Origin of the sequence: Variovorax sp. GrIS 2.14, assembly GCF_046115955.1 — a bacterium.
GTDB lineage: Bacteria > Pseudomonadota > Gammaproteobacteria > Burkholderiales > Burkholderiaceae_C > Variovorax.
On the sequence record NZ_JBJXIA010000005.1, the window covers coordinates 14,043 to 34,167 of the forward strand.

The 20,125-nt window shown below is 65.6% G+C and carries 19 protein-coding genes; 6 read left to right on the top strand and 13 right to left on the bottom strand.

Features of this window, described 5'->3' with window-relative positions; all coding sequences use genetic code 11:
* Positions 1–2 precede the first annotated feature (2 nt).
* A complete protein-coding gene (locus tag RCH10_RS10025; protein WP_409052253.1) occupies positions 3–506 on the bottom strand; it encodes a hypothetical protein in 504 nt (167 codons plus the stop codon).
* A gap of 137 nt (positions 507–643) precedes the next feature.
* On the opposite strand from RCH10_RS10025, the gene RCH10_RS10030 reads away from it, so the two are divergent.
* Positions 644–1,078, top strand: a complete 435-nt coding sequence (locus RCH10_RS10030; RefSeq protein WP_323497268.1) for a glycerate kinase — start codon at positions 644–646, stop codon at positions 1,076–1,078.
* Here the strand turns inward: RCH10_RS10030 and RCH10_RS10035 are convergent.
* Complete coding sequence (locus RCH10_RS10035; protein WP_409052254.1) at positions 1,075–2,106, bottom strand: recombination-associated protein RdgC; 1,032 nt, start codon at positions 2,104–2,106, stop codon at positions 1,075–1,077. The genes RCH10_RS10030 and RCH10_RS10035 overlap by 4 nt on opposite strands.
* 144 nt (positions 2,107–2,250) lie before the next feature.
* Between RCH10_RS10035 and RCH10_RS10040 the strand changes: the two genes are divergently transcribed.
* From RCH10_RS10040 to bla, 3 genes are read left to right on the top strand one after another with little or no spacing between them, the layout of a single operon-like run.
* Positions 2,251–3,210: a branched-chain amino acid transaminase gene (locus RCH10_RS10040; protein WP_187053913.1), complete on the top strand. Its 960-nt coding sequence runs from the start codon at positions 2,251–2,253 to the stop codon at positions 3,208–3,210.
* A 13-nt stretch (positions 3,211–3,223) separates the two neighbouring features.
* A complete protein-coding gene (locus RCH10_RS10045; protein ID WP_187053914.1) occupies positions 3,224–3,433 on the top strand; it encodes a zinc-finger domain-containing protein in 210 nt (69 codons plus the stop codon).
* 35 nt (positions 3,434–3,468) lie between these two features.
* Positions 3,469–4,383 (top strand): class A beta-lactamase, encoded by a 915-nt coding sequence (bla, locus tag RCH10_RS10050; protein ID WP_409052475.1) that lies wholly within the window; start codon positions 3,469–3,471, stop codon positions 4,381–4,383.
* A 32-nt stretch (positions 4,384–4,415) separates the two neighbouring features.
* Here bla and RCH10_RS10055 read toward each other — a convergent pair whose 3' ends face one another.
* From RCH10_RS10055 to RCH10_RS10095, 9 genes are all read right to left on the bottom strand, one after another.
* Complete coding sequence (locus RCH10_RS10055; protein WP_409052255.1) at positions 4,416–5,021, bottom strand: phosphatase PAP2 family protein; 606 nt, start codon at positions 5,019–5,021, stop codon at positions 4,416–4,418.
* Positions 5,022–5,300: 279 nt separating this feature from the next.
* Positions 5,301–6,566, bottom strand: a complete 1,266-nt coding sequence (locus RCH10_RS10060) for an O-antigen ligase family protein (protein WP_409052256.1) — start codon at positions 6,564–6,566, stop codon at positions 5,301–5,303.
* 64 nt (positions 6,567–6,630) lie between these two features.
* The gene (locus RCH10_RS10065) at positions 6,631–7,839 is read right to left on the bottom strand and encodes an ATP-binding protein (RefSeq protein ID WP_409052257.1); all 1,209 of its coding nucleotides are present in this window, start codon (positions 7,837–7,839) and stop codon (positions 6,631–6,633) included.
* 33 nt (positions 7,840–7,872) lie between these two features.
* Positions 7,873–8,595: a response regulator transcription factor gene (locus RCH10_RS10070; RefSeq protein WP_187053918.1), complete on the bottom strand. Its 723-nt coding sequence runs from the start codon at positions 8,593–8,595 to the stop codon at positions 7,873–7,875.
* Positions 8,596–8,661: 66 nt separating this feature from the next.
* A complete protein-coding gene (locus tag RCH10_RS10075; RefSeq protein ID WP_409052258.1) occupies positions 8,662–10,332 on the bottom strand; it encodes an NAD(P)/FAD-dependent oxidoreductase in 1,671 nt (556 codons plus the stop codon).
* Positions 10,332–11,150, bottom strand: coding sequence for a beta-ketoacyl synthase chain length factor (locus RCH10_RS10080; protein WP_409052259.1), 819 nt, complete (start codon positions 11,148–11,150; stop codon positions 10,332–10,334). The genes RCH10_RS10075 and RCH10_RS10080 overlap by 1 nt, the downstream gene beginning before the upstream one ends.
* Entirely contained in the window at positions 11,147–12,340 is a 1,194-nt protein-coding gene (locus RCH10_RS10085; protein ID WP_323497260.1) for a beta-ketoacyl-[acyl-carrier-protein] synthase family protein, read from the bottom strand. Before RCH10_RS10085 ends, RCH10_RS10080 begins: the two co-directional genes overlap by 4 nt.
* Positions 12,341–12,486: 146 nt before the next feature.
* Positions 12,487–13,848 (bottom strand): AmpG family muropeptide MFS transporter, encoded by a 1,362-nt coding sequence (locus RCH10_RS10090; protein WP_409052260.1) that lies wholly within the window; start codon positions 13,846–13,848, stop codon positions 12,487–12,489.
* 74 nt (positions 13,849–13,922) lie between these two features.
* Positions 13,923–15,725, bottom strand: a complete 1,803-nt coding sequence (locus tag RCH10_RS10095) for an NAD(P)/FAD-dependent oxidoreductase (RefSeq protein ID WP_409052261.1) — start codon at positions 15,723–15,725, stop codon at positions 13,923–13,925.
* 291 nt (positions 15,726–16,016) lie between these two features.
* Between RCH10_RS10095 and RCH10_RS10100 the strand changes: the two genes are divergently transcribed.
* On the top strand, positions 16,017–16,355 hold the full coding sequence (locus RCH10_RS10100) for a hypothetical protein (RefSeq protein ID WP_409052262.1): 339 nt from the start codon (positions 16,017–16,019) through the stop codon (positions 16,353–16,355).
* A gap of 2 nt (positions 16,356–16,357) precedes the next feature.
* Complete coding sequence (locus RCH10_RS10105) at positions 16,358–19,108, top strand: beta strand repeat-containing protein (RefSeq protein WP_409052263.1); 2,751 nt, start codon at positions 16,358–16,360, stop codon at positions 19,106–19,108.
* A gap of 307 nt (positions 19,109–19,415) precedes the next feature.
* Here RCH10_RS10105 and RCH10_RS10110 read toward each other — a convergent pair whose 3' ends face one another.
* Entirely contained in the window at positions 19,416–19,595 is a 180-nt protein-coding gene (locus RCH10_RS10110; protein WP_409052264.1) for a hypothetical protein, read from the bottom strand.
* A 72-nt stretch (positions 19,596–19,667) separates the two neighbouring features.
* Positions 19,668–20,114: a hypothetical protein gene (locus RCH10_RS10115; RefSeq protein ID WP_409052265.1), complete on the bottom strand. Its 447-nt coding sequence runs from the start codon at positions 20,112–20,114 to the stop codon at positions 19,668–19,670.
* Between the last annotated feature and the right edge of the window lie 11 nt (positions 20,115–20,125).

Consider the following 20,125-nt stretch of genomic DNA (forward strand, 5'->3'; position numbering starts at 1 on the left):
GGTCAGCCGATGTGCATCGTGAAGGCCGGACCGTTGTTCAGCACGCAGGTGCCGCTGCCGAGCGTTGCCGAATTCATCGTGTAGCGGCAACTCAGCATGCCGCCGCGCGTGCCGCTGGCATTGGCGATGCCGCTGCGCTGCGAACTGCCCGCTTGCCGCGTCGACTCACCCTGGAATTGCTCGCCGGCGATCGTCGCGTTGAAGTAGCCGCGACCGTTCATGTCGTTCGTGACGGTGCCGGTGATCGTTCCGTACATGACTGCTTCGGCGTTGGCCGGGTAGAGGCGTGCGGTGAAGGTCGGCGCCACCATCGGAAGCGGCGTCACCATCGTTTGCGGCGCAGCCATCGGCATCGTTGCGACCGGAAACAACTGCTGGGACGGCACCTGCGGCGGTGGCGTTTGCAACGGCACGATGTAGCAGCCGCTTAAAGCGGCGGCCGCGAATGCGCCGGCGAGGGAAAGACGAACAACAGAAAAAGACAAGCGCGAAGGCAAGAGCTTCATACACTTTTCGGTGGCCCGGGCAGATGCCCGTGAACGCAATGTCGTCGACACGGTCAGCGAAGCGTCGGGAATTTGGGTCGAGTAGCGCTGGGCGCTCCCGCAGGTAACGCCAGCCGCGCCCCGGCGACAATCGGTTCATGAATTTCCGGAAGATCCTCGTGCCGCTGGTCGGTATCGTGCTGCTAGGGCTAGCCTATCGAAGCTACGGCTGGCAGGGCGTCGCGCTCGTCGGCGGCGCCATCGTCATGTTTTTGCTGCTGCACTTCAACCGCGCGATGAAGGTGCTGCAACGCGCCGCCGAGCGGCCTGTGGGCTACGTCGACAGCGCCGTCATGCTCAACGCCAAGCTCAAGCCGGGCTCGACGCTGATGCACGTGGTCGCGATGACGCGCGCGCTCGGAGAGCCGAAGTCGCAAGAAGGCACGCAGCCCGAGCTGTACCGCTGGACCGACAACGGCAACTCGTGGGTCGACGCGACCTTCGTCGGCGGCAAGTTGAAGGAATGGGCGTTGACGCGGCCCGACGTGCCGGCGGAAGACACTCCCACCGGCCCGTCTACCTTGGCGCGCTAGAACGGCGCGGTTTCGTCCGCGAGTTCTTTGGCCGTGGGGCCGTTGGCCGAGGTTCCGGGCGACTTGCCACCTTGCGCCTTCAGCTTCGCGACGGTGTCGTTCGCAGCATCGGCCGCAGATGCACCCAGCTGCATCTCACCGCCAAGCGCCTCGAGCAATTCAGGCACCAGCTGGCCCAGCTCGCCTGTCGCGATCGCCGCATCCGCATCGAAGTTGTCTTCCTTGCCGCCCTTGTTTGCGACTGCACTGTCGGTGCCCTCGAGGAACACGATCTTGCGGATCACCATCGCGTCGGTCAGCTCGAACGACACGCGGTCGTCCCAGGTCATCGCAAGGCGCGTCGGCCGCTTGCCATCGGCGATGTGCTGGCGGACCTCTTCGATGTCGAGCGCGTGCTTGGCGTAACGCACGACGGATTTCGATTCGTCGCTGGCGCGCAGTTCGCATTCGCGGTCGATCGTGAAGCCGGCCGGCGGTTCCTGGCTGGAGAGCCACTCCGACATCGCGGCGGCCGGCTCCATTTGCGTTTGCAGCAGTGCCACCGAAAAACCTTCGAGGCACTGCACCAGGCTGGTCACGACTTCGTCGGCGCGCGACACGTTGCTGGCGTTCACCACCAGGCGGCGCTCGGCTGGGTCGATCCACACCATGATGCGTGCATGCTTGGTGAAGGCCAGCGGCAGCAGCTCGTGCGTAACGTCTTCCTTCAGGTCGCGCTTTTCTTTCTTGCCCGGCTTGCGGCCGGTGGTGGCCTCGATTTGCGCGGCGCGTTCCTCTACTTTGCGCCGGATCACCGAGGCCGGCAGCGCCTTGCTCTCGATCATGTACTCGAGCAGCCACTGGCCGCCGATGGATTCGACCAGCGGCCCGTTTTCTTCACCGCGGGGCTCGGTCCAGCCGGCGGACTTTTCTTGCGACGGGCCGCAGGCCACGAAGCGGTTGGCGCCCAGGGCCTCTTCGGCCTGGGTCGATGTTTGCGACCACGATGGTTCGATGCGATAGACGATGACGTTCTTGAAGACGGACACTGAAACCCTTTTCCGAGTGATTGGCAGAGCCGTCCATTGTGGGCCTCTCGTCGCGCCGGCCCGTGGCAATACCTATACGCGCCGGCGCCGTAAAATCGAAAGCTTTTGCGACAGCATTTCCACACGCCCCCAAAGGACCAAGACATGAGCGCCCTCGTACCGCCTCCCGCTTCCCTAGACGACCGCGACGGCAAGATCTGGATGGACGGTGAACTGGTCGACTGGCGCAATGCCACGGTCCACGTCCTGAGCCACACGCTGCACTACGGCTGCGGCGCCTTCGAAGGTGTTCGGGCCTACGACACGGTCGATGGCACTGCGATCTTTCGTCTTGCCGAGCACACCGAGCGCCTCTTCAACAGCGCCAAGATCCTGCGCATGAAGATCCCTTTTTCGCAGGAAGAAGTGATGGCGGCGCAAAAGCAGGTCGTGCGCGAGAACAAGCTCGCAAGCTGCTACCTGCGCCCGCTGATCTGGATCGGCTCCGAGAAGCTCGGTGTCAGCCCCAGGGGCAACAAGATCCACGCGATGGTTGCGGCCTGGGCCTGGGGCGCGTACCTCGGTGAAGAAGGCATGCGCCGCGGCATCCGCGTGAAGACGTCGAGCTACACGCGGCACCACGTCAACATCACCATGACGCAGGCCAAGGCGGTGAGCAACTACACCAACTCGATCCTCGCCAACATGGAAGCGCTCGACGACGGCTACGACGAGGCGCTGCTGCTCGACGCCAGCGGCTTCGTCTCCGAAGGCGCCGGTGAAAACATCTTCGTGGTGAAGGGCGACGTGGTCTACACGCCCGACCTGTCGGCCGGTGCGCTCAACGGCATCACTCGCAACACCATCCTGCATATCTGCAAGGACTTGGGGCTGGAGCTCGTGCAAAAACGCATCACGCGCGACGAGGTCTACATCGCCGACGAAGCCTTCTTCACTGGCACCGCGGCTGAAGTGACGCCGATTCGCGAACTCGACCGCATCGAGATCGGCAACCGTGGCGACGGCGGTTCCCGCGGCCCGATAACCGAAAAAATCCAGAGCGCGTTCTTCGACATCGTGAACGGCAAAAATCCCAAATACGCCCATTGGCTCACCAAAGTCTGAAGAATTCATCACCATGTCGACCACCGCCGTCATCGAACTGCTCGCCAAAGAACTCAATCACCAGGGCGGCGTCCACTGCCCGAGCCCGCTGGCCGACATGAAGCTCTGGAGCGCGCACCCCAAGGTCTACCTCGACGTGGCACGCACGGGAGAAGCCAAGTGCCCGTATTGCGGCACGGTGTACCGCCTGAAAGCGGGTGAGTCGGCAGTGCATCGGCACTGAGCCGCTGACCTGCGCCAAGCGATAAGGACAAGACGATCAACAAGCTTTCTGTCCCCCGTCGAGCGTTGTTGCTCGGCGCGTTTTCCGCACCGTTCGTCGGTGCATGCGCTCCCTTGTCGCATGACGCCGGCGCATCGGCGGCTGCGCTGCAGGCGCTGGACAAACTCGAAGCATCCGCGGGCGGACGCCTCGGCATCGTGGCCTTCCGGACCGAGGCCGGCAGCGGTGGCGATGTTGGCGCGCGTTCTACGGTGCAGCATCGCGCCGATGAACGCTTTCCGATGTGCAGTACGTTCAAGGTGCTGGCCGCCTCCGCCATTCTTCAGCGCAGTGCGATCGAAATCGATCTGTTGCAGCGTCGCGTGCGCTATGCCACCAGCGACCTTGTGACCTATTCGCCCATCACTGAGAGGCATGTGCACGACGGCATGACCATCGGCGAACTTTGCGCCGCCGCGCTGCAACACAGCGACAACTCGGCCGCCAACATGCTGCTCGACGCACTCGGTGGTCCGCCAGTTGTCACTGCCTTTGCGCGATCGATCGGCGACACGGCTTTCCGACTCGACCGCCGCGAGACGGAACTGAACACAGCGCTGCCCGGCGATCCCCGCGACACGTGCACGCCTCGCGCCATGGCGCGCAATCTGCAAGTGCTGCTGACGGGCAACGCATTGCCCACGCGACAGCGCGATCAACTCGTCGCATGGATGCTCGGCAACACTACCGGTGCCACGCGCATCCGTGCAGCGGTGCCTGCCGACTGGCGCGTCGCCGACAAGACCGGCTCGGGCGACTATGGAACGGCGAACGATATCGGCGTCGCATGGCCGCCAGCGGGTGCGCCGATCGTCATGGCGATCTACTTCACCCAGACCGTCAAAGAGGCGCCGATGCGCAACGATGTCATTGCATCCGCAGCGCGCATCGCGGCCACTGCATTGGCCTGAGCGCGCCGGTCGAATCTTGCAGGCTCATGCGTTCAGGGCCGGTGTATCGCCGGCGCATCCACCACGCTGCTGGTCGCTGCGTTCGCCTCTGTCTTCGCTGTCGTATCGGCAGCTGCCTTGATTGCGTGGGCCGCACCGCGCCGATGGGCGATCCACCACTGCACACCACTGCGCAGGCCGGTATAGATCGCGAGAACGACCGCGCCCAGCAGCAGCCCGGCACCGACATCCGCCGGAAAATGCGCGCCTGCGTAGATGCGGCCCCATGCAGTGGCAAAGGCCAGCGCCAGCAACACGGCACCCGCGGTATGCAGGCCCGGACGCACCAGGCAACCCAGCGCGACCAACGACATCACCGACATGTGCGTGCTCGGCATGGCGCCTCGTCCACCGTGCTGGAGGTAATTCGGGCTCATGCCTATCGCGAACGGGCGAGGCATGTCCAGGGCGCTCGAGATGGCTTGAGACAGCACGGACGTGAGGCACGCCAGCAGCACCAGGAGGAGCAGATAGAGGCGCTGGGATGGCTTGCGAAGGCCGCTGTAGATCACGGTCGCCCCTGCGACCCACGCGCCGTACACGGCGATCCAGCAAGCCGCCACCAACAGCCAGGGCGTGGGATGGAAACCTCCCGCCATCCATTCGAACAATCCAAAATTCACATACCGCATACCAAAACCTCTCGACCAACATCTCGATCACCAACAAGGGCCTGTTGCGAGGCCGCTAGGCAGCAGGGGGTCGATGCCTCATCAGGCGCCTTTGTCAGGCCGGAAAGGGCGGTACGGTTGCAGGCGGCAAGGTTCGCGCGATTGTCTGGCTCGTCTTCGACCGCGGCGCCGATCGACCGCACCCGAAATGCCGGATGCGTCAGGCGACGTCGGACTGTTGAAAACACCACGCCGCGATTCTCGAAATCAGGAGTGAACCGAAGCTGAACGTGGCGGTTGCAGCCGCATCAGCTCCTGTAGCCGCAAGGGCAGCATCTCGCGCCACGGCTGGCCCGGCTCCTGCACCAGCCGCAGGTAGACCATCGCGATCCACAGCAGGCTGAGTCCGATCTGCGCATCGCGCAGCGCAGAGTTCACGCTGGTCGCGATCAGCATCACCAGCATGGCTGCAAAGCCGCAGCGTCCGGTGATGTCGTTCCGGCGCCAGCCCTGCCACACGCCGACCAGCATGATGACCAGCAGCGTCAGCAGTCCCGGCACCCCGGCCTGCGCGCCCATCCACAGGAAATCGTTGTGGGGCATGTTGTAGTCGGCCAGCAGCTTGGGCCCGCGCAGGTGCCATTGCTCGGTCCAGCCGCCGATGCCCCAGCCTGCGAGCGGTTTGTCGATGATCATGCGTGCGGTGTCGCGGTACATGTAGAAGCGCACGACCCAGCTGCCTTCCGACACCGCACCGGCCTGCGCTGCTTCGATTTCCTGCGCGCCCAGCGCGAAGGTGCGCTGCACCACCGGCGACTGCCACACCAGTACCGACGCCGCACCAACCGCGATCACCAGCACCACCGCCAGCACCCGCAGTTGCTTGCGCCACTGATGCACGCATACTGCAACGCCCGCAACCAGCAGCCCGAGCAGCGAAGTCCGAGATGGCAACCACAGCGTGATGATCACCGCGACAAAGCCGGTGAGCGCGAAAGCGGGCAGCGCCCAGTGCCCCTTCTTGTCGTGGATATGGGCGAGCCCGAATACCACCGCACTCACACCGAGCACCGTGAACAGCAGCGCATCGTTGATCGACTTGTTGCCGACCAGCACCAGCGTGGCGCGCCACAACTCGGCCATCGGAAAGCCGACAGTGCGATAGAGCAGCACCATCAACACGCTGGTGAAGGCGATGACGAAGAAGCCGCGCAGCGCCCACAGCGCTTCGTCACGGGTGAGCGCCATCGCCATCACGATGGTCGCTGCGATACGGAAACCATGCCAGAGGTTCGATGGTGTCTGCGGGTAATGCGGCCTGAATGCGAGCACGACAAGCGTCCACGCAACGTAAGCGACCACCGGCCACCACAGCGGATTGGCACGGATGCGCGCCGCGCGTTCCTGCAAATTGCCCGCGATAAAGAGCGTCGCGAACATCAGTACGGCGGCAAGGTAGTTGACGCCCACCGGTGCGAAGACTGCGAGCCCCCAGAACATGGCGGCGGGGCGGGCAATCGTCGATCTCTGCATGGTGGCGGCGATTCTAGGTGCGGCCTCCGGGTGGCCACCTGACTTCACCGCCTCGCCTAGAGGCTCAAGCTCCGTTAGGCAGCGCGATGACGAAACTGGCGCCGCCGCCGGCACGTTCTTCGCAGCGCACCGTGCCGCCGTGGCGTTCCACGATCGATTTCACCAGCGCCAGCCCCAGGCCCACACCGCCTTCGCGCTCGCTGGCGCCGGGCAGCCGATAGAACGGCTCGAAAATGCGGTCGCGCAAGGCGGCTGGGACGCCCGGCCCGCGGTCGTTCACGCGCACGGTGGCAAAGCCGCCGGCGCCGGAAGCGGTTGCCAGCTCCACCGAAATCTCGCCGGCGCCATAGCGCCGTGCGTTCTCGAGCAGATTGCGAATCGCGCGTCGCAGCAGCCGCGGCACGCCACGCACCGTGAGTGCATTGCTGTCTGTGCCTTCGGCCACGTCGAGTTCCGCGCCGACCTGAGAGCACTCTTCGGCAGCCAACCCCATCAGGTCGACGGTTTCGATCGTGCCCATGTCGGCTTCGCTGGCGTCGAGCCGGCTCGACAACAAAATCTCGTCGATCAATTGGTCGAGCTCACCGATGTTGCGGGCGATTTCCTGCCGCGACTTCGGGTTCGGCGTGTCGCCCATCAGCTCCAGCCCCATGCGGATGCGCGTGAGCGGCGAGCGCAATTCGTGCGACGCGTTGGCCAGCAGCGACTTGTGCGAGCGCACCAGTTGTTCGATCCGCACCGCCGCCGCATTGAAGCGTCGCGCCAGGTCGCTGACCTCGTCTTGCCCTTCTTCGGCCACGCGCACCGACAAGTCACCCTCGCCCCAACGCTGCACGCTGCGCTGCAACGACTCCAGCCGCTTGGTGAGCCGCCGCACGATCGGGTACACGCCGAGCGCGACCGAGACGCCGACCAGCACGATCATCCAGACGAAGCCGAACGGCGTGCGCCACGGCGGCGGTGGTGGCCGGCCTTCGCTGGCGATGGTGCCCGGCTCGCGCCGATTCACTTCGAGCGACAGGGCGCGGCCGTCGCTGAGCGTCAAGTCGAACTCCAGGCCTTGGCCGCGCGCACGCGTCGCCTGGCCGGTGCCGATGACGTTGTTCTCGGTGTCGCGCACGATCACCTCGCGCGGCAGTGCGTTGATGCGGTCGCGCTCGCTCTCGGCGGAGATGCGCACCAGCCAGCCAGCCGTCAGCGTGAGCACCACGACACCCGCTACCACCGCCAGCCAGATGCGAACGTAGAGGTGGCGCGAGTAGAGGCTCAGCATCGGTCGGTCAATCGGTCAATCGATTTGAGCCGATCAGTCTTGTTGCTTGGCAAAAACGTAGCCGACGCCGCGCACCGTAAGGATGCGCTTCGGGTTCTTCGCGTCGATCTCGATGGCGGCACGGATGCGGCCCATGTGCACGTCGATCGAGCGGTCGAAGGCTTCGAGCTCGCGGCCGCGTACCGCTTCCATGATCTGGTCGCGTGTGAGGACGCGACCCGCGCGCTCTGCCATCGCGACCAGCAGGTCGAACTGGTACGAGGTGAGGTCGGCCAGTGCGGCCGCGACGGTCACGGTGCGGGCGTTGCGGTCGATCTCCAGGGTGCCGAATCGCATCATGGTCGACGCTGCGGCTTCGCTCGTCGTCTCGCCGCGACGGCGCAGCACGGCGCGAATGCGGGCCAGCAATTCACGCGGCTCGAAGGGCTTGGGCAGATAGTCGTCGGCCCCGATTTCAAGGCCGATGATGCGGTCCATCGGGTCGCCCTTGGCCGTGAGCATCAGCACCGACACCTTCGCAAGGCCACCCGGCAGTGCGCGGATGCGGCGGCACACTTCGAGCCCGTCGGTGTCGGGCAGCATCAGGTCGAGGATGACGAGGTCGGGTGCGTGCTCCTGCAACTGCGCCAGTCCGCTCGCACCGTCGGCCGCGTGGTTGAAACCGAAGCCCGACTGCGTCAGGTACTCGCCCACCATCTGCGCCAGGCGGGTGTCGTCTTCGATCATCAAAAGTTGGGGGGTGCTCATGGGCTTCATGGTGAAGGGCGGCGAGCAACCCGCGTTGAACGCTGCGTAAAGTTGGGGTAAACGTCGGGGTGTGCCTCAAGCGGCGAACAGCATGGTCCCTTGACCGGAATGGGCTGGCACCATCGCCATTTTTTCTTTGAGCAACATGCGCAATTCGGTCGCTTCGATACCGGGGTGTTCCGTCGATGCGCGCACCAGAATCTCAGCGGCCAACTGCCGTAGTTGTGCGACCGATGCGCGCATGCGATCGCGAAACGCGCTGTCGTCGAGATCGTCTTTCAGGCTCCGATTGAGGTCGGCAAACCAGGGTAGCGCCGCCTGGTCGAGCATCACCGCCGGGTTGCGCTTGGTCGTCACGCCAGACCACGCGCGCAAAAAATGCTGCACGGCGACGTTGAGCTTCTGGCAGTGCTGCAGTTCTTCCTTGAGGCTGCCCAGCAGCGCCAGGTCGGTGAGCCGATCCTGGAAGAAGATCTGCGAGAGCACGCCCCAGTAGTAGGTGTAGTCCCAGATCACCTTGATCGGCAGCACCTCGGGGTCGCCGAACAGCGCGTACTGGTCCTGATAGAGCGCGAGCGTGCTCTCGTAGAACGAGTGATAGATCTGGTCGTAGAGCTGCGCGCGTGCTTCCACGGAATGCCCGGCGCGGTCGTGCGCGATGAGGTCGGTGATGTAGGTGTTGCCCATCGCGATGAAGTCGCTGCCGGGCGAATAGAAGGGGTCGAGAAAGAGCCCTGCTTCACCGGTCAGCGCCCAGCGCTTGCCCGAGAAAACCTGCTTGCAGCCGTACGAAAAATTCTTGAAGAAGGCGAAGTCCTGCAAGAGATGGCGCTTGCCGTCGAGCTCGTCGTAGAGCGCAGGCTGCCAGGTCTTGAACCAGTCCATCGCCTTGTCGAAAGTGTCGAAACGGTCGAGCGGGTGAATGCGCGGGTCGGCCACGATGCCGATCGAGTGCGAACCCGATGCCAGCGGAATCAGCCACACCCAATAGCCCGCGCCGACCAGGTGATTGGTCGACAACCAGCGTGCTTGCGGCTCGCAGCGCTCGCGCCATTCGGCGTTGTCGCTCCAGTGGTCGATGGTGATGCGGTCGCCGATGCGAAACCACACCGCGTTGCACTCGTGCGAGTTGGGCTCGGCCAGGCCGAGCTTGCGCTTCAACATGCCCGCACGGCCGCAGGCGTCGATCACCCAGCGCGCATGGATCTCGTGCGACTCGCCGTCTTGCGTCCAGCGCAGGCGATGCGGCTGGCGAGCGTCTTCGGCCAGGTCGATCTGCTTGACCAGCGCGTTGTCGACGAAGCGGACGCCGCAACGCGCAGCTTCTTCGGCCAGATAGTTCTCGAAGATGCCGCGATCGATCTGGTAGCTCGGCACCGACAGATAGCGGCTGGCGCCGATCTCGGTCACCTGATCGATATCGCGCCGCCCTTCGCTGAAGAAAAAGCGAAAGCCGAACTTGCGCAGCTGTTCACCTTGCAGGTGCGGCTTCAGGCCCAGTACCGTGTCAAAGTAGTGCGCGCCGATCTCGACCGAGGATTCGCCGACCTTGTGCGCGGCGTGCGGCACCGGATGCGAGCGACGCTCGAGCACCAGCACGTCGATGGGGTCGAAGCGCTTTTTCAGCTGCAGCGCCAGCGTGAGCCCGGCCAGCCCGCCGCCCATGATCACGACATCGTGCGCGCTCACATTGGCATCATCGGATGCTGTATTGGCGGCGGCCGCCGCAACGGCTTTGATGGACATCAGGCCTGCTCGAGCCGCATTTGAAGCGACAGTTTGGGTGACAGCGGGAGCGCCAGCGTGCCCGCCTCGCCCAGTGCAAGCAATTCGAACAGCGGCAGCGCGTCGGCCATGGCGTTGGCGGTGAGCGCTTGCAATATGTCGCTGCGCGGTGGAATGGCGTGCGCTTCGCCGCTGACCAGCGACCAGTCGAACGATGCCACCGTGCGCTCGGTGCGCTCCGGCGCGATCACCATGCCGACTGCCAGCAGGCCCCGGCTGGTAGTGACCGACGACAACGCACCGACCGACGGAATGTCGTAGCCCACCAGCAGCACCGGCGTCTGGTCGGCGGCACACTGCGCGGCGGCTTCGAGCATGCCGGCGGCAAAGCTGCTCTCGAAAGCCGAGATCGAATTGCTGGCCGCCATGCAGCCGGTGCCGATGGTCCAGTAGCCCACGGCGGCGTTGTGCACCGAGTTGTGGAACTTGGTCGGCGACAGCACCGATGGATCGCTGGCGAGCACCGTGCACATGTAGTCGTTGATCGCCAGGTCGCCGTGCGCCGAGACGAACACGCACGGCAGGTCGGGCGCGTGGCGGCCGGAAGCGGCGATGGACGCGGCCGCAACTTCCAGTGCCAGCGCCACGGTGTCGGGCGCGCGGCGGCGCTCGGCCGGGGCCAGCACCATCGGCGCGGGGCGCTTCGCGGGCGGCTCGGTCAAGTTGCCTTCGCCACGAAACGCGGCGCGGGCGTTGTCCCAGCCCGGCAGGCTCGGGGCCCAGAAGGCCGGGCCTTCGATGTAGAGCGTCGGTGGCTTCGGAATGTGGTTGGTGCTCATGCCGCGGCTCCCTTGCCGAACACCAGCGAGCAGTTGTTACCGCCGAAGCCAAAAGAGTTGGACAGCACGTAGCGCACCTCGCCGTGCGCCGGTTTCAGCCGGATCTGCGGTCCGAAGTCCGGATCGATGTCAGTGGTGTTCACAGTGCCCGGCTTCAGCCCGCGCTCGATGGCGAGCAGGCTGACGACGGCTTCCACGATGCCCGCTGCCCCGAGCGTGTGCCCGGTGAACCCCTTGGTCGAGCTCGCGTGCGTGGTCTCCGGAAAGCGGCGTCCGACCAGCGCGCCTTCGACTTCGTCGTTCTTCATGCTGGCGGTGCCGTGCATGTTGATGTAGTCGATGGCGTCGGTGCCGAGGCCCGCGCGGGCCAGTGCATCGTTCAGCGCCCTTTCAGCGCCGAGGCCTTCGGGGTGCGGCGTCGACATGTGGTGCGCATCGCTGGCTTCACCGTAGCCGAGCAGTTCGAGCGCACCGGCGCCGCGTTCGAGCAATGCGAAGCCGGCCGCCTCGCCCAGGCTGATGCCGCCCCGCGCCGCATCGAACGGACGGCACGGCTGGTTCGACACCAGCTCGAGCGAGTTGAAGCCGAACAGCACGCTGCCGCACAGCGTGTCGACACCGCCGACCACCGCCGCATCGACAAGGCCGAGGCGGATCAGCCGCTCGGCGGAGGCGAATACTTTGGCGCTCGACGAACAGGCCGTCGAAATGGTCTCGCACGGACCTTCGAGGCCGAGCACTTCCTGCACGAACATCGTGAGCGAATGCGGCGTGTGCACTTCGGGCCTCCGCTGGTCGGCGGGGAATTGGCCTTCGGCATCGAGCTGCGTGTATGCGAGCTCGGTTTCGCCAATGCTCGACGTGGAAGTGCCGAGGATCAGCGCGATGCGCGACGCGCCGTACTTTTCTCGCGCTGCGGCCACGGCCTGCTCGAAGCCATCGGCCTGCAGGCCCAGCCAGGCGAGGCGGTTGTTGCGGCAATCCCAGTGCGCCAAGGCTTCCGGGAGACGCACTTCTTCGACGCCCTCGACGCGGCCGATCCAGGTGTCGAGCGGTGCATCGCCGAAGTCGTTGGGACGCAGGCCACTGCGGGACGATTCGAGCGCGGTGGCAAGCGACTCCTTGCCGGTACCGACGGCCGAGGTCGCGGTGTAGGCGCTGATCTTCAGAGGGGGAATTCGGGAGGGCACGGTGATGGAGAGAGAAAAAATACAGGGGTCGGGCGCACGGTGAGGTGCAAGCTCTCGGGCGGGCCCGCTCGAAAACCGTTACAGCCTACCAGCAGCACGCTGTATGCCACGTCGGCGCAATCCGATAGTCCAGAGCCGTAGCGGGGCTAGCTGTTCGGGTCTGTCGAAGCGGTCGAAGCGTGCTGGGCCCTGGCGGCACGCGACGCCAACGCGACCAGCACCAGCACCGGCACGCCCAGCACGGCCGTGGCGATGAAGAAGGTGCTGTAGCCGTAGGCATCGACGAACACGCCCGAGTAACCGGCGATGAACTTCGGCAGCAAGAGCATGAGCGAACTGAACAGCGCGTACTGCGTCGCCGAATAGCTGACGTTGGTCAGGCTCGACAGGTAGGCGATGAACGCCGCCGAGGCGATGCCGCCGGCCAGGTTGTCGGCCGACACCACCGCGATCAGCGCGTGCAGGTCGTGGCCGCGGCCGGCCAGCCAGGCGAAGAGAAGATTGCTGGCCGCGCTCAGCACCGCGCCCAGCATCAGCACCCGCATGACGCCGACGCGCATCGACAGCACGCCGCCGACGAAGGCGCCGACCAGCGTCATGATGACGCCGAACACCTTGCTGACGTTGGCCACCTCTTCCTTGGTGAAGCCCATGTCGACGTAGAACGGATTCGCCATGATGCCCATTACCACGTCGCTGATGCGATAGATCGCGATCAGCGACAGGATGAGCGCCGCCTGCCATTTGTAGCGGCGGATGAAATCGGCGAAGGGTTCGACCAGCACGCTCTGCAGCCACTCGGCCGCATTCTTGGGCTGTGGCAACACGCGACGGATGGGCTCGGGCGACAGCAGCACCGTCAGCACGCCGACCGCCATCGAACCGGCCATCACGAGGTACGCCGTTTTCCAGGCGCCGTTCTGGTAGCCCGACGCACCACTCACCTCGGCCCATGCGGCCACCCACAACACGCCAGCGCCGGCCCAGATCATCGCCAGGCGGTAGCCCGTCTGGTAGGCGGCGGCGAGCGCAGCTTGCTTGCGGGTTTCGGCCGACTCGATGCGAAAGGCGTCCAGCGCGATGTCTTGCGTGGCCGAACCGAAGGCCACCAGCAACGCGCACCAGATCATCGGACGCAAGCCGGCGCTCGGGTCGTTCACCGCCATGCCGACCAGCCCGACGATCACGACCGTTTGCGCCAGCAGCAGCCAGCCGCGCCGTCGTCCGAGCAGCGTGGTGAGTGGCGGTAACGGCAGCCGGTCGACCAGCGGTGCCCACACCCACTTGAAGCCGTAGGCCAGGCCGACCCAGCTCAGGAAGCCGATGGTCGCGCGGTCGATGCCGGCTTCGCGCAGCCGATAGCTCAGCGTGCCCAGCACCAGCAGCAGCGGCAACCCCGCAGAGAAGCCGAGGGCCAGCATGCGCAGCGTGGCAGGTTCGAGGTAGACCTTGAGCGCGTCGCGCCAGGGCAGGGCGGGGGTGGCTTCGGCAGCCGAGGGTGCGGACATGAGGGCAATAGGGTGGGGCTCTCCTATTATTCCCTCATGCCTGCGGCCGCCCCGGCCTTGCCCGCCGGGCGCCGTCAGCGTCGGTGGTACGTGGGCGCCAGTTGGTACACCGGCGTCGGGATGCCTTCCATGCGCGCCTTGAGTTGCAGCGCCAGAAACTGCGAGTAGTGGCGCGACTGGTGCAGGTTGCCGCCGTGAATCCACAGCTGGGCGACCTGCGTCGGCTTCCACATGTTGCGCAACTCGCCTTCCCACGGGCCGGGGTCTTTGGGCGTCGCGGAGCCCAGGCCCCAGCACTTGCCGACCTGATCAGCGACCTCCGGTGAAATCATGTCGGCCAGCCATCCATTCATCGAACCGTAGCCGGTCGCGTAGACCAACAGATCGGCCGGCAACTCGGTGCCGTCGCTCAGGGTGACCGAACGAGGGTTGATGCGCTCGATGCCGACGCCGCTCCTGAGCTTGACACTGCCGTTGGCCACCAGCTCCGATGCGCCGACGTCGATGTAGTAGCCCGAGCCGCGGCGCAGGTATTTCATGAACAGGCCCGATCCGTCGACGCCGAAGTCGAGCATGAAGCCGGCCTTCTCCAGGCGCGCATACAGATCGGCGTCGCGCACCTTCATGGCGTCGTAGATCGGCACCTGCATCGGCGCCATGATCTTGTAGGGCACCGAGGCGAAGGTCAGGTCGGCCTTGTCGGTGGTCATGCCCGCCTTCACCGCGGCATCGGAATACAACCCGCCCAGCGCCAGCTCCATCAGTGAATCGGATGGCGCGATGTGGGTCGAGCTGCGCTGCACCATGGTGACGTCGGCGCCGTGTTCCCACAGTGCCGCGCAGATGTCGTGGGCTGAATTGTTGGAGCCCAGCACCACGCATTTCTTGCCCTCGTAAGCCTCCGGTCCGGAATGCTTGCTCGAATGATGTTGCTCACCCTGAAATTCGGCGGCACCGGCGATCTCCGGCGTATTCGGGTAGCCCGAAACGCCCATCGCGAACACCAGCTGCTGCGGCCTGAGCACGACCTCCTTTCCTTCGCGTTCGACCACCACTTCCCACGCCTGGGTGGCTGCGTCGAAGTGCGCCTTTTTTGCGACGGTCCAGTGCCAGTAGTTGAGCTCCATCACGCGGGTGTACATCTCGAGCCAATCGCCGATCTTGTCCTTCGGCGCGAACACCGGCCAGTCGTCCGGGAACGGCATGTACGGCAGGTGGTCGTACCACACCGGGTCGTGCAGACAGAGCGACTTGTAGCGGTTGCGCCAGGCGTCGCCAGCCCGCGCGTTGCGGTCGACGATGATGGCCGGCACGCCGAGTCGCCGCAGCCGCGCTCCCAGTGCGATACCGCCCTGGCCGCCGCCGACGATCAGCACATAAGGCTGCTCGTCGTAGCCGAGTGCGGCCTCTTCTTCCTGCCGCCGTTCCAGCCAGCTCTGGCGCCCGCGTCGCGCACCGTGCTCCGCACCCTTGACGCGCCGCGCGCCGGTCTTCTCCTCGAAGCTTTTCAGCTCGGTCATGGTGGTCAGCAGCGTCCAGGCCTTGCCATGGCGCAAGCGCAGGTGGCCGCGGCCACGCGCCACTGTCGTCTCGAAGGTGAACCACGCATCGACCACGCCATCGGCCTCGGTGGCCTGGCCTTCGACGGCAAAGCCGCTCGGCTTGGTGTCGGCGAGGCGCGCCTGCAGCATCGCGCGGATGGCCGCCGGGCCTTCCTGCGTACAGATATTCCAGGTGAAAGAGACGAGGTCGCGCCAGTAGCAGTCCGGCTCGAAGAGCTCGACCGCGGCGTCGATGTCTTCGCGTTCCAGGGCGGACGAAAAGTCCGCGAACCAGGCGCTGGCAGCCTGGGTCGGATGAGTCGACAGGTCAGTCATCGGATGTCTCCGTGCACGGGGGATCCCGGCGACAGGTTCCTGCGTCGAGCCGACGCGTGCCAGAGGCAAAACCCGTGTCTTTGAATCAAGTCGTAAGGTGCCGCACAGCCATGTCCGGGCCGTCTTCATTCGGAACAGATCGTGGGCGCGAGTTGCACTTTCGACAAAACAGTATTGCAATCGGTGAAGCGTCGTGAGGGGGCTGTAGTCGAGATTTTTCGGTTGAAGGGCGCGGCCGCCACTAGAGTCGCTCCAATCCCGGAACTTCTGCACGGGGGTCAGGATTCATATGTGTTCTTGCTGATCGGTTTTGCGCGGTCATTCGCCAAGGCCGAGTGGCAGCCGGTGCCGTGGCGCGGCGCAGTGCTTGCATGCCTGGCTGTGCTGGCGAGCTTCGGCGCGCAGGGTGCCCAGACCGCTTGCACCCCCCAAGCGGGCTTTACCGCGTGCACCCAATTCAGCTACAGCGGTGTCGATCAGACGTTCACCGTGCCTGCCGGCATCACGACGCTGAACTTCAAGGCCTGGGGTGCGGGCGCGGAGGCTCCATCTCCAATACGTACGGCAACGGTTCGGCCGGCGGCGGCTATGCGACCGGCAACCTCGCCGTTACGGCTGGCAGCAGCCTGACGGTGGTGGTCGGTGGCGGCGGATCGGCTGCCGCACTTTCGGCGGTTGCCGGCAATTCAGCCTACGGCGGTGGCGGCGCGGGAGGCAGCGCCACTGGCGGTACACCGCACGTCGGCGGCGGCGGTGGTGGTCGCAGCGCGATGGTGCTGAGTGGCACAGAGAGGCTGACTGCGGGTGGCGGTGGCGGCGCTGTGGTCGATCAGGCGTACGACACGTTTCCAGTCGCGGGAGCGGGTGGCGGGACGACCGGACTGGCGGGCAGCAACTACGCACCTGCCGGCTGCGGGGCTGCGGGCGGCTCCGGTGGGCAGGGCGGAAGCTCGGGCTCTGGCGGGGCTGGAGGCGTCAGCGTCGAAACGGCCCGAAACGGGTCGGCCGGTACCGCGAGACAGGGCGGCGCAGGCGGCAACGGCGTACCTTTTGCGTCCTCCACCGGAAACAGCGGAGGTGGCGGTGGCGGTGGCGGCTACTACGGCGGTGGCGGCGGCAACGGCGACTCTAATTTCAACTGTGGCTCGCAGACCGCGGGCGGCGGCGGCTCCAGCTACACGGGTGTCCTGACAGGGGCTTCGACCACGGCAGGGGCCGGCAGCGTGGCCGGCAACACGGGCGACAGCGTCTACTCGGCCGGCGTGGGTGCGGGCGGTGCACAAGCATCCGCGGGCGGCAACGGCTTGGTGGTGATCCAGTACAACTTGCCGCCCGTTGTCACATCGAGCATGACGGCCAGTGCCAACCCGCTGCTCGGGGGCGTATCGGGGCAGTACTACACGCTGGTGGTGAACGTGGGCACCGCACCGACCACGGCGCCGATCAGCATCGCCGACACGTTGCCCGCCAACATCGTGCTGAGCGGCACACCGACGATCGTGGCGGGCACTGCCGTGCTGTCCGGTTGTCCCTCATCCGGCGGCGCGACGGGAGGTTGCACGGTCGCTGCCGGCGCAGCGGTCGGCAGCTTTTCCATCCGTTTTCCGGTGAGCGTCGCAACCACGGCGACCACCGGCACCAACTCTGCGAACCTTTCGGGCGGCGGCGATCCCAACTGCACCGCGGTCCTGCCAGATGCCTGCGACGCCACGACGCCGGCCACACCCGTCTACAACCCGCCGCTGATGCTGTTGAACGCACAGACTTCCTACGCCGCGCCGATCTCTTCGACCTTCGGCTACACCTTCACTGGCCTGTCGATCAGCAGCGATGCGATCGCGACGGTGGGCTCGGGCAGCACGGCATCGTCTCAGAACGCAGCAGGCATCTACGGCACCGCGGGAACTGCGGTCTCTATCGTGGCGTCGGGCATTCCCGCAGGCTGGCCGACCAACCTGGAGAACGTGACCTGTACCGACAGCAATGCGGCCTCCGATGGCAACGGCTCGACTGCTACCAATTTCGCTACCTATGTCGGCAACACGGTCACGCTGCCGGGCTCGGCAATGCGGGCCGGCGCCAGATTCACCTGCACCATGTACAACTCTCGCCCGAGCGTTTACCTGAAAAAGCAGATTCTCGGCATCCCACCCGATTCGGGGCTGTTCAACCTGACGGTGGGCGGTGCGAACCTGACATCCGGCGGCAACCCCGTATACAACGTGGGCAGCGGCGGGACCACCACGTCGGTGGGCGTGGATGTCGGCAGTGCGTTGACCCTGGTCGAGACGGCGGGCACCAGCACCAACATGGCGAGCTACGTCTCCAGCGTCGCATGCCGCGATTTTTCCGGCACGCTTTACACCACTGGCGTCGGCGGCGCGGGCGGCAACTTCACGGTGACTGCCCCACCGGTTTCTGCCAGCGGCAACGCCAAGAACCTGATCTGCACCATCACCAATACGCTGGCGCCCGGAGTCCTGGTGGGCAAGCAGAGCGTCGGCGGCACCGGGACTTTCAACTTCTCGCTCACCGGCGTGACCAACACGAGCGACAGCGTGACCACGGCGAATCCGTCGGTGACGGTCGTGTCGGGCGTCCAGCATGTCGGCACCGTGGGCACAGCGATCACGGTCTCCGAGACGGCAACGCCCGGCTACACCACCAGCGCCAGTTGCGCCGATGCGAACAACTCGGTCACGGGCAACAACACGCCGCTCGTCTCGACCACCAACAGCATCACGATTCCTGCCGGAAACGTGAAGACCAGCGCGTCGTACGTTTGCACCTTCACCAACAACAAGCTGCCGACGGTCCGGATTACCAAGGTCAGCAATGGCGGCGGCAGCAGCGGCGTCGGCACTTTCGGCTTTACCGGAACCAACGGTGTCAGCGCGGTCAGCATCACGACCACGAGTCCCAATGTGGCGGCGTCGGGGCCCGAGCAAACGGTGTTGCTGGCCAACACGGTGACGACGGTCAAGGAAAGCTCGGTCCCGGCCTTTTGGCCGAGCAACCCGGCCTCCGCGTTCTGCGTCGACAACAACGCGTCGGTTTCGGGCAATTCCGCCGGGGCCAACTACGCGACGCTGGCAGGCAACGTGGCGACGATTCCCGCAGTCGCGATGAAGAGCGGCGCCACCTTCAACTGCACTTTCTACAACACGCTTTACCCGCCGCCGAACCTGTCGTCGACCAAGACGCCCAGCGCCAATCCGCTGATCGTCGGCGCCAGCGGCCAGTCGTACACGTTCAATATCTTCACCAACGCAACGACGGCCGGGCCACAGACAACACGCCGATCGCCGGTCTGCCCACGGTCAACCTGTGGAGCAACACCGCGACCGCCAGCGCTGGCACTTCGACCTTCGGCTTCACCCTGACCGGACTGTCCGCCACCACCGACAGCATCGCGGTCACCGGCAATGCGCTGGTGCGCTCCGCGCTGAACCTCACCGGCACAGTCGGCGTCGTGGCGACGATCCGCGAGTCGACCATTCCGGCCGGCTGGCGCACTTCGTTCGACGTGGTCGACTGCAGGGACTCCAATGCGCCGGGCGATGGCAACCCGACCAGCAACCTGGCGGCGCTGGCTGGCGCCACGATCACGCTGCCGGCCGCCGCGATGCGAGGCAACGCCAACATCACCTGCACGTTCTACAACCGCAGGCCGACCATCACCGTCGTCAATCAGATCCTCGGCACGCCGCCAGACAACGGGCTGTTCAACCTGACGATCGGCGGTGGCGCGCCGGGCGTCGACGGCACTGCAAACCCAGTGCTTGCCGTGGGCAACGGCGGCACCATCGCCAACATCGGCGTCAACGCGGGCGGTGCGCTCACCATCGCGGAGACCGTCGGTAGCGGCACGGTGTTCGCGAACTACCTGTCGTCGTTCGCTTGCCGGGACGATCACTTCGCCATCTACGCGTCCACCGGTGGCTACAGTGGCAACTTCACTGCGACCGCGCCGCCTGCCAGCAGCACCTCCGGCACCGAAAATCTGACCTGCACGCTCACCAACACCGTGCTGCCTACCGTCACTGTCGCCAAGCGATCGACCGGCGGCACGGGCGCTTTCGGATTCACGCTGAGTGGCGTCACGAACACGACCGATAACGTCACCACCACCACATCGGGCACGACGGTCACTTCGGCCACGCTGCATCGCGGGTCGGTCAGCACGGCTGCCACGGTCACGGAAACGGCCGTCGCCGGGTACACCACTTCGGTCAGCTGCGCCGATACCAACGCGGCGGCCACCGGCAACTCGCCGGCGCTCGTCGCTGCGTCCAACACCATCACCATCCCGCCCGGCAACATGCTCGCGGGCGCAGCGTACGTCTGCACCTTCAGCAACAACAAGGCACCGTCGATCAGCGCGACCAAGACGGCCAGTA

What these genes read in the sequence shown, in the direction of transcription:
- RCH10_RS10070 (WP_187053918.1), bottom strand. Translation starts at nt 8,595, where the DNA reads ATGAAGCCCATGAGCACCCCCCAACTTTTGATGATCGAAGACGACACC.
- RCH10_RS10025 (WP_409052253.1), bottom strand. Translation starts at nt 506, where the DNA reads ATGAAGCTCTTGCCTTCGCGCTTGTCTTTTTCTGTTGTTCGTCTTTCC.
- RCH10_RS10095 (WP_409052261.1), bottom strand. Translation starts at nt 15,725, where the DNA reads ATGACTGACCTGTCGACTCATCCGACCCAGGCTGCCAGCGCCTGGTTC.
- RCH10_RS10075 (WP_409052258.1), bottom strand. Translation starts at nt 10,332, where the DNA reads ATGTCCATCAAAGCCGTTGCGGCGGCCGCCGCCAATACAGCATCCGAT.
- RCH10_RS10080 (WP_409052259.1), bottom strand. Translation starts at nt 11,150, where the DNA reads ATGAGCACCAACCACATTCCGAAGCCACCGACGCTCTACATCGAAGGC.
- RCH10_RS10030 (WP_323497268.1), top strand. Translation starts at nt 644, where the DNA reads ATGAATTTCCGGAAGATCCTCGTGCCGCTGGTCGGTATCGTGCTGCTA.
- RCH10_RS10065 (WP_409052257.1), bottom strand. Translation starts at nt 7,839, where the DNA reads ATGCTGAGCCTCTACTCGCGCCACCTCTACGTTCGCATCTGGCTGGCG.
- RCH10_RS10055 (WP_409052255.1), bottom strand. Translation starts at nt 5,021, where the DNA reads ATGGCGGGAGGTTTCCATCCCACGCCCTGGCTGTTGGTGGCGGCTTGC.
- RCH10_RS10090 (WP_409052260.1), bottom strand. Translation starts at nt 13,848, where the DNA reads ATGTCCGCACCCTCGGCTGCCGAAGCCACCCCCGCCCTGCCCTGGCGC.
- RCH10_RS10045 (WP_187053914.1), top strand. Translation starts at nt 3,224, where the DNA reads ATGTCGACCACCGCCGTCATCGAACTGCTCGCCAAAGAACTCAATCAC.
- RCH10_RS10040 (WP_187053913.1), top strand. Translation starts at nt 2,251, where the DNA reads ATGAGCGCCCTCGTACCGCCTCCCGCTTCCCTAGACGACCGCGACGGC.
- RCH10_RS10060 (WP_409052256.1), bottom strand. Translation starts at nt 6,566, where the DNA reads ATGCAGAGATCGACGATTGCCCGCCCCGCCGCCATGTTCTGGGGGCTC.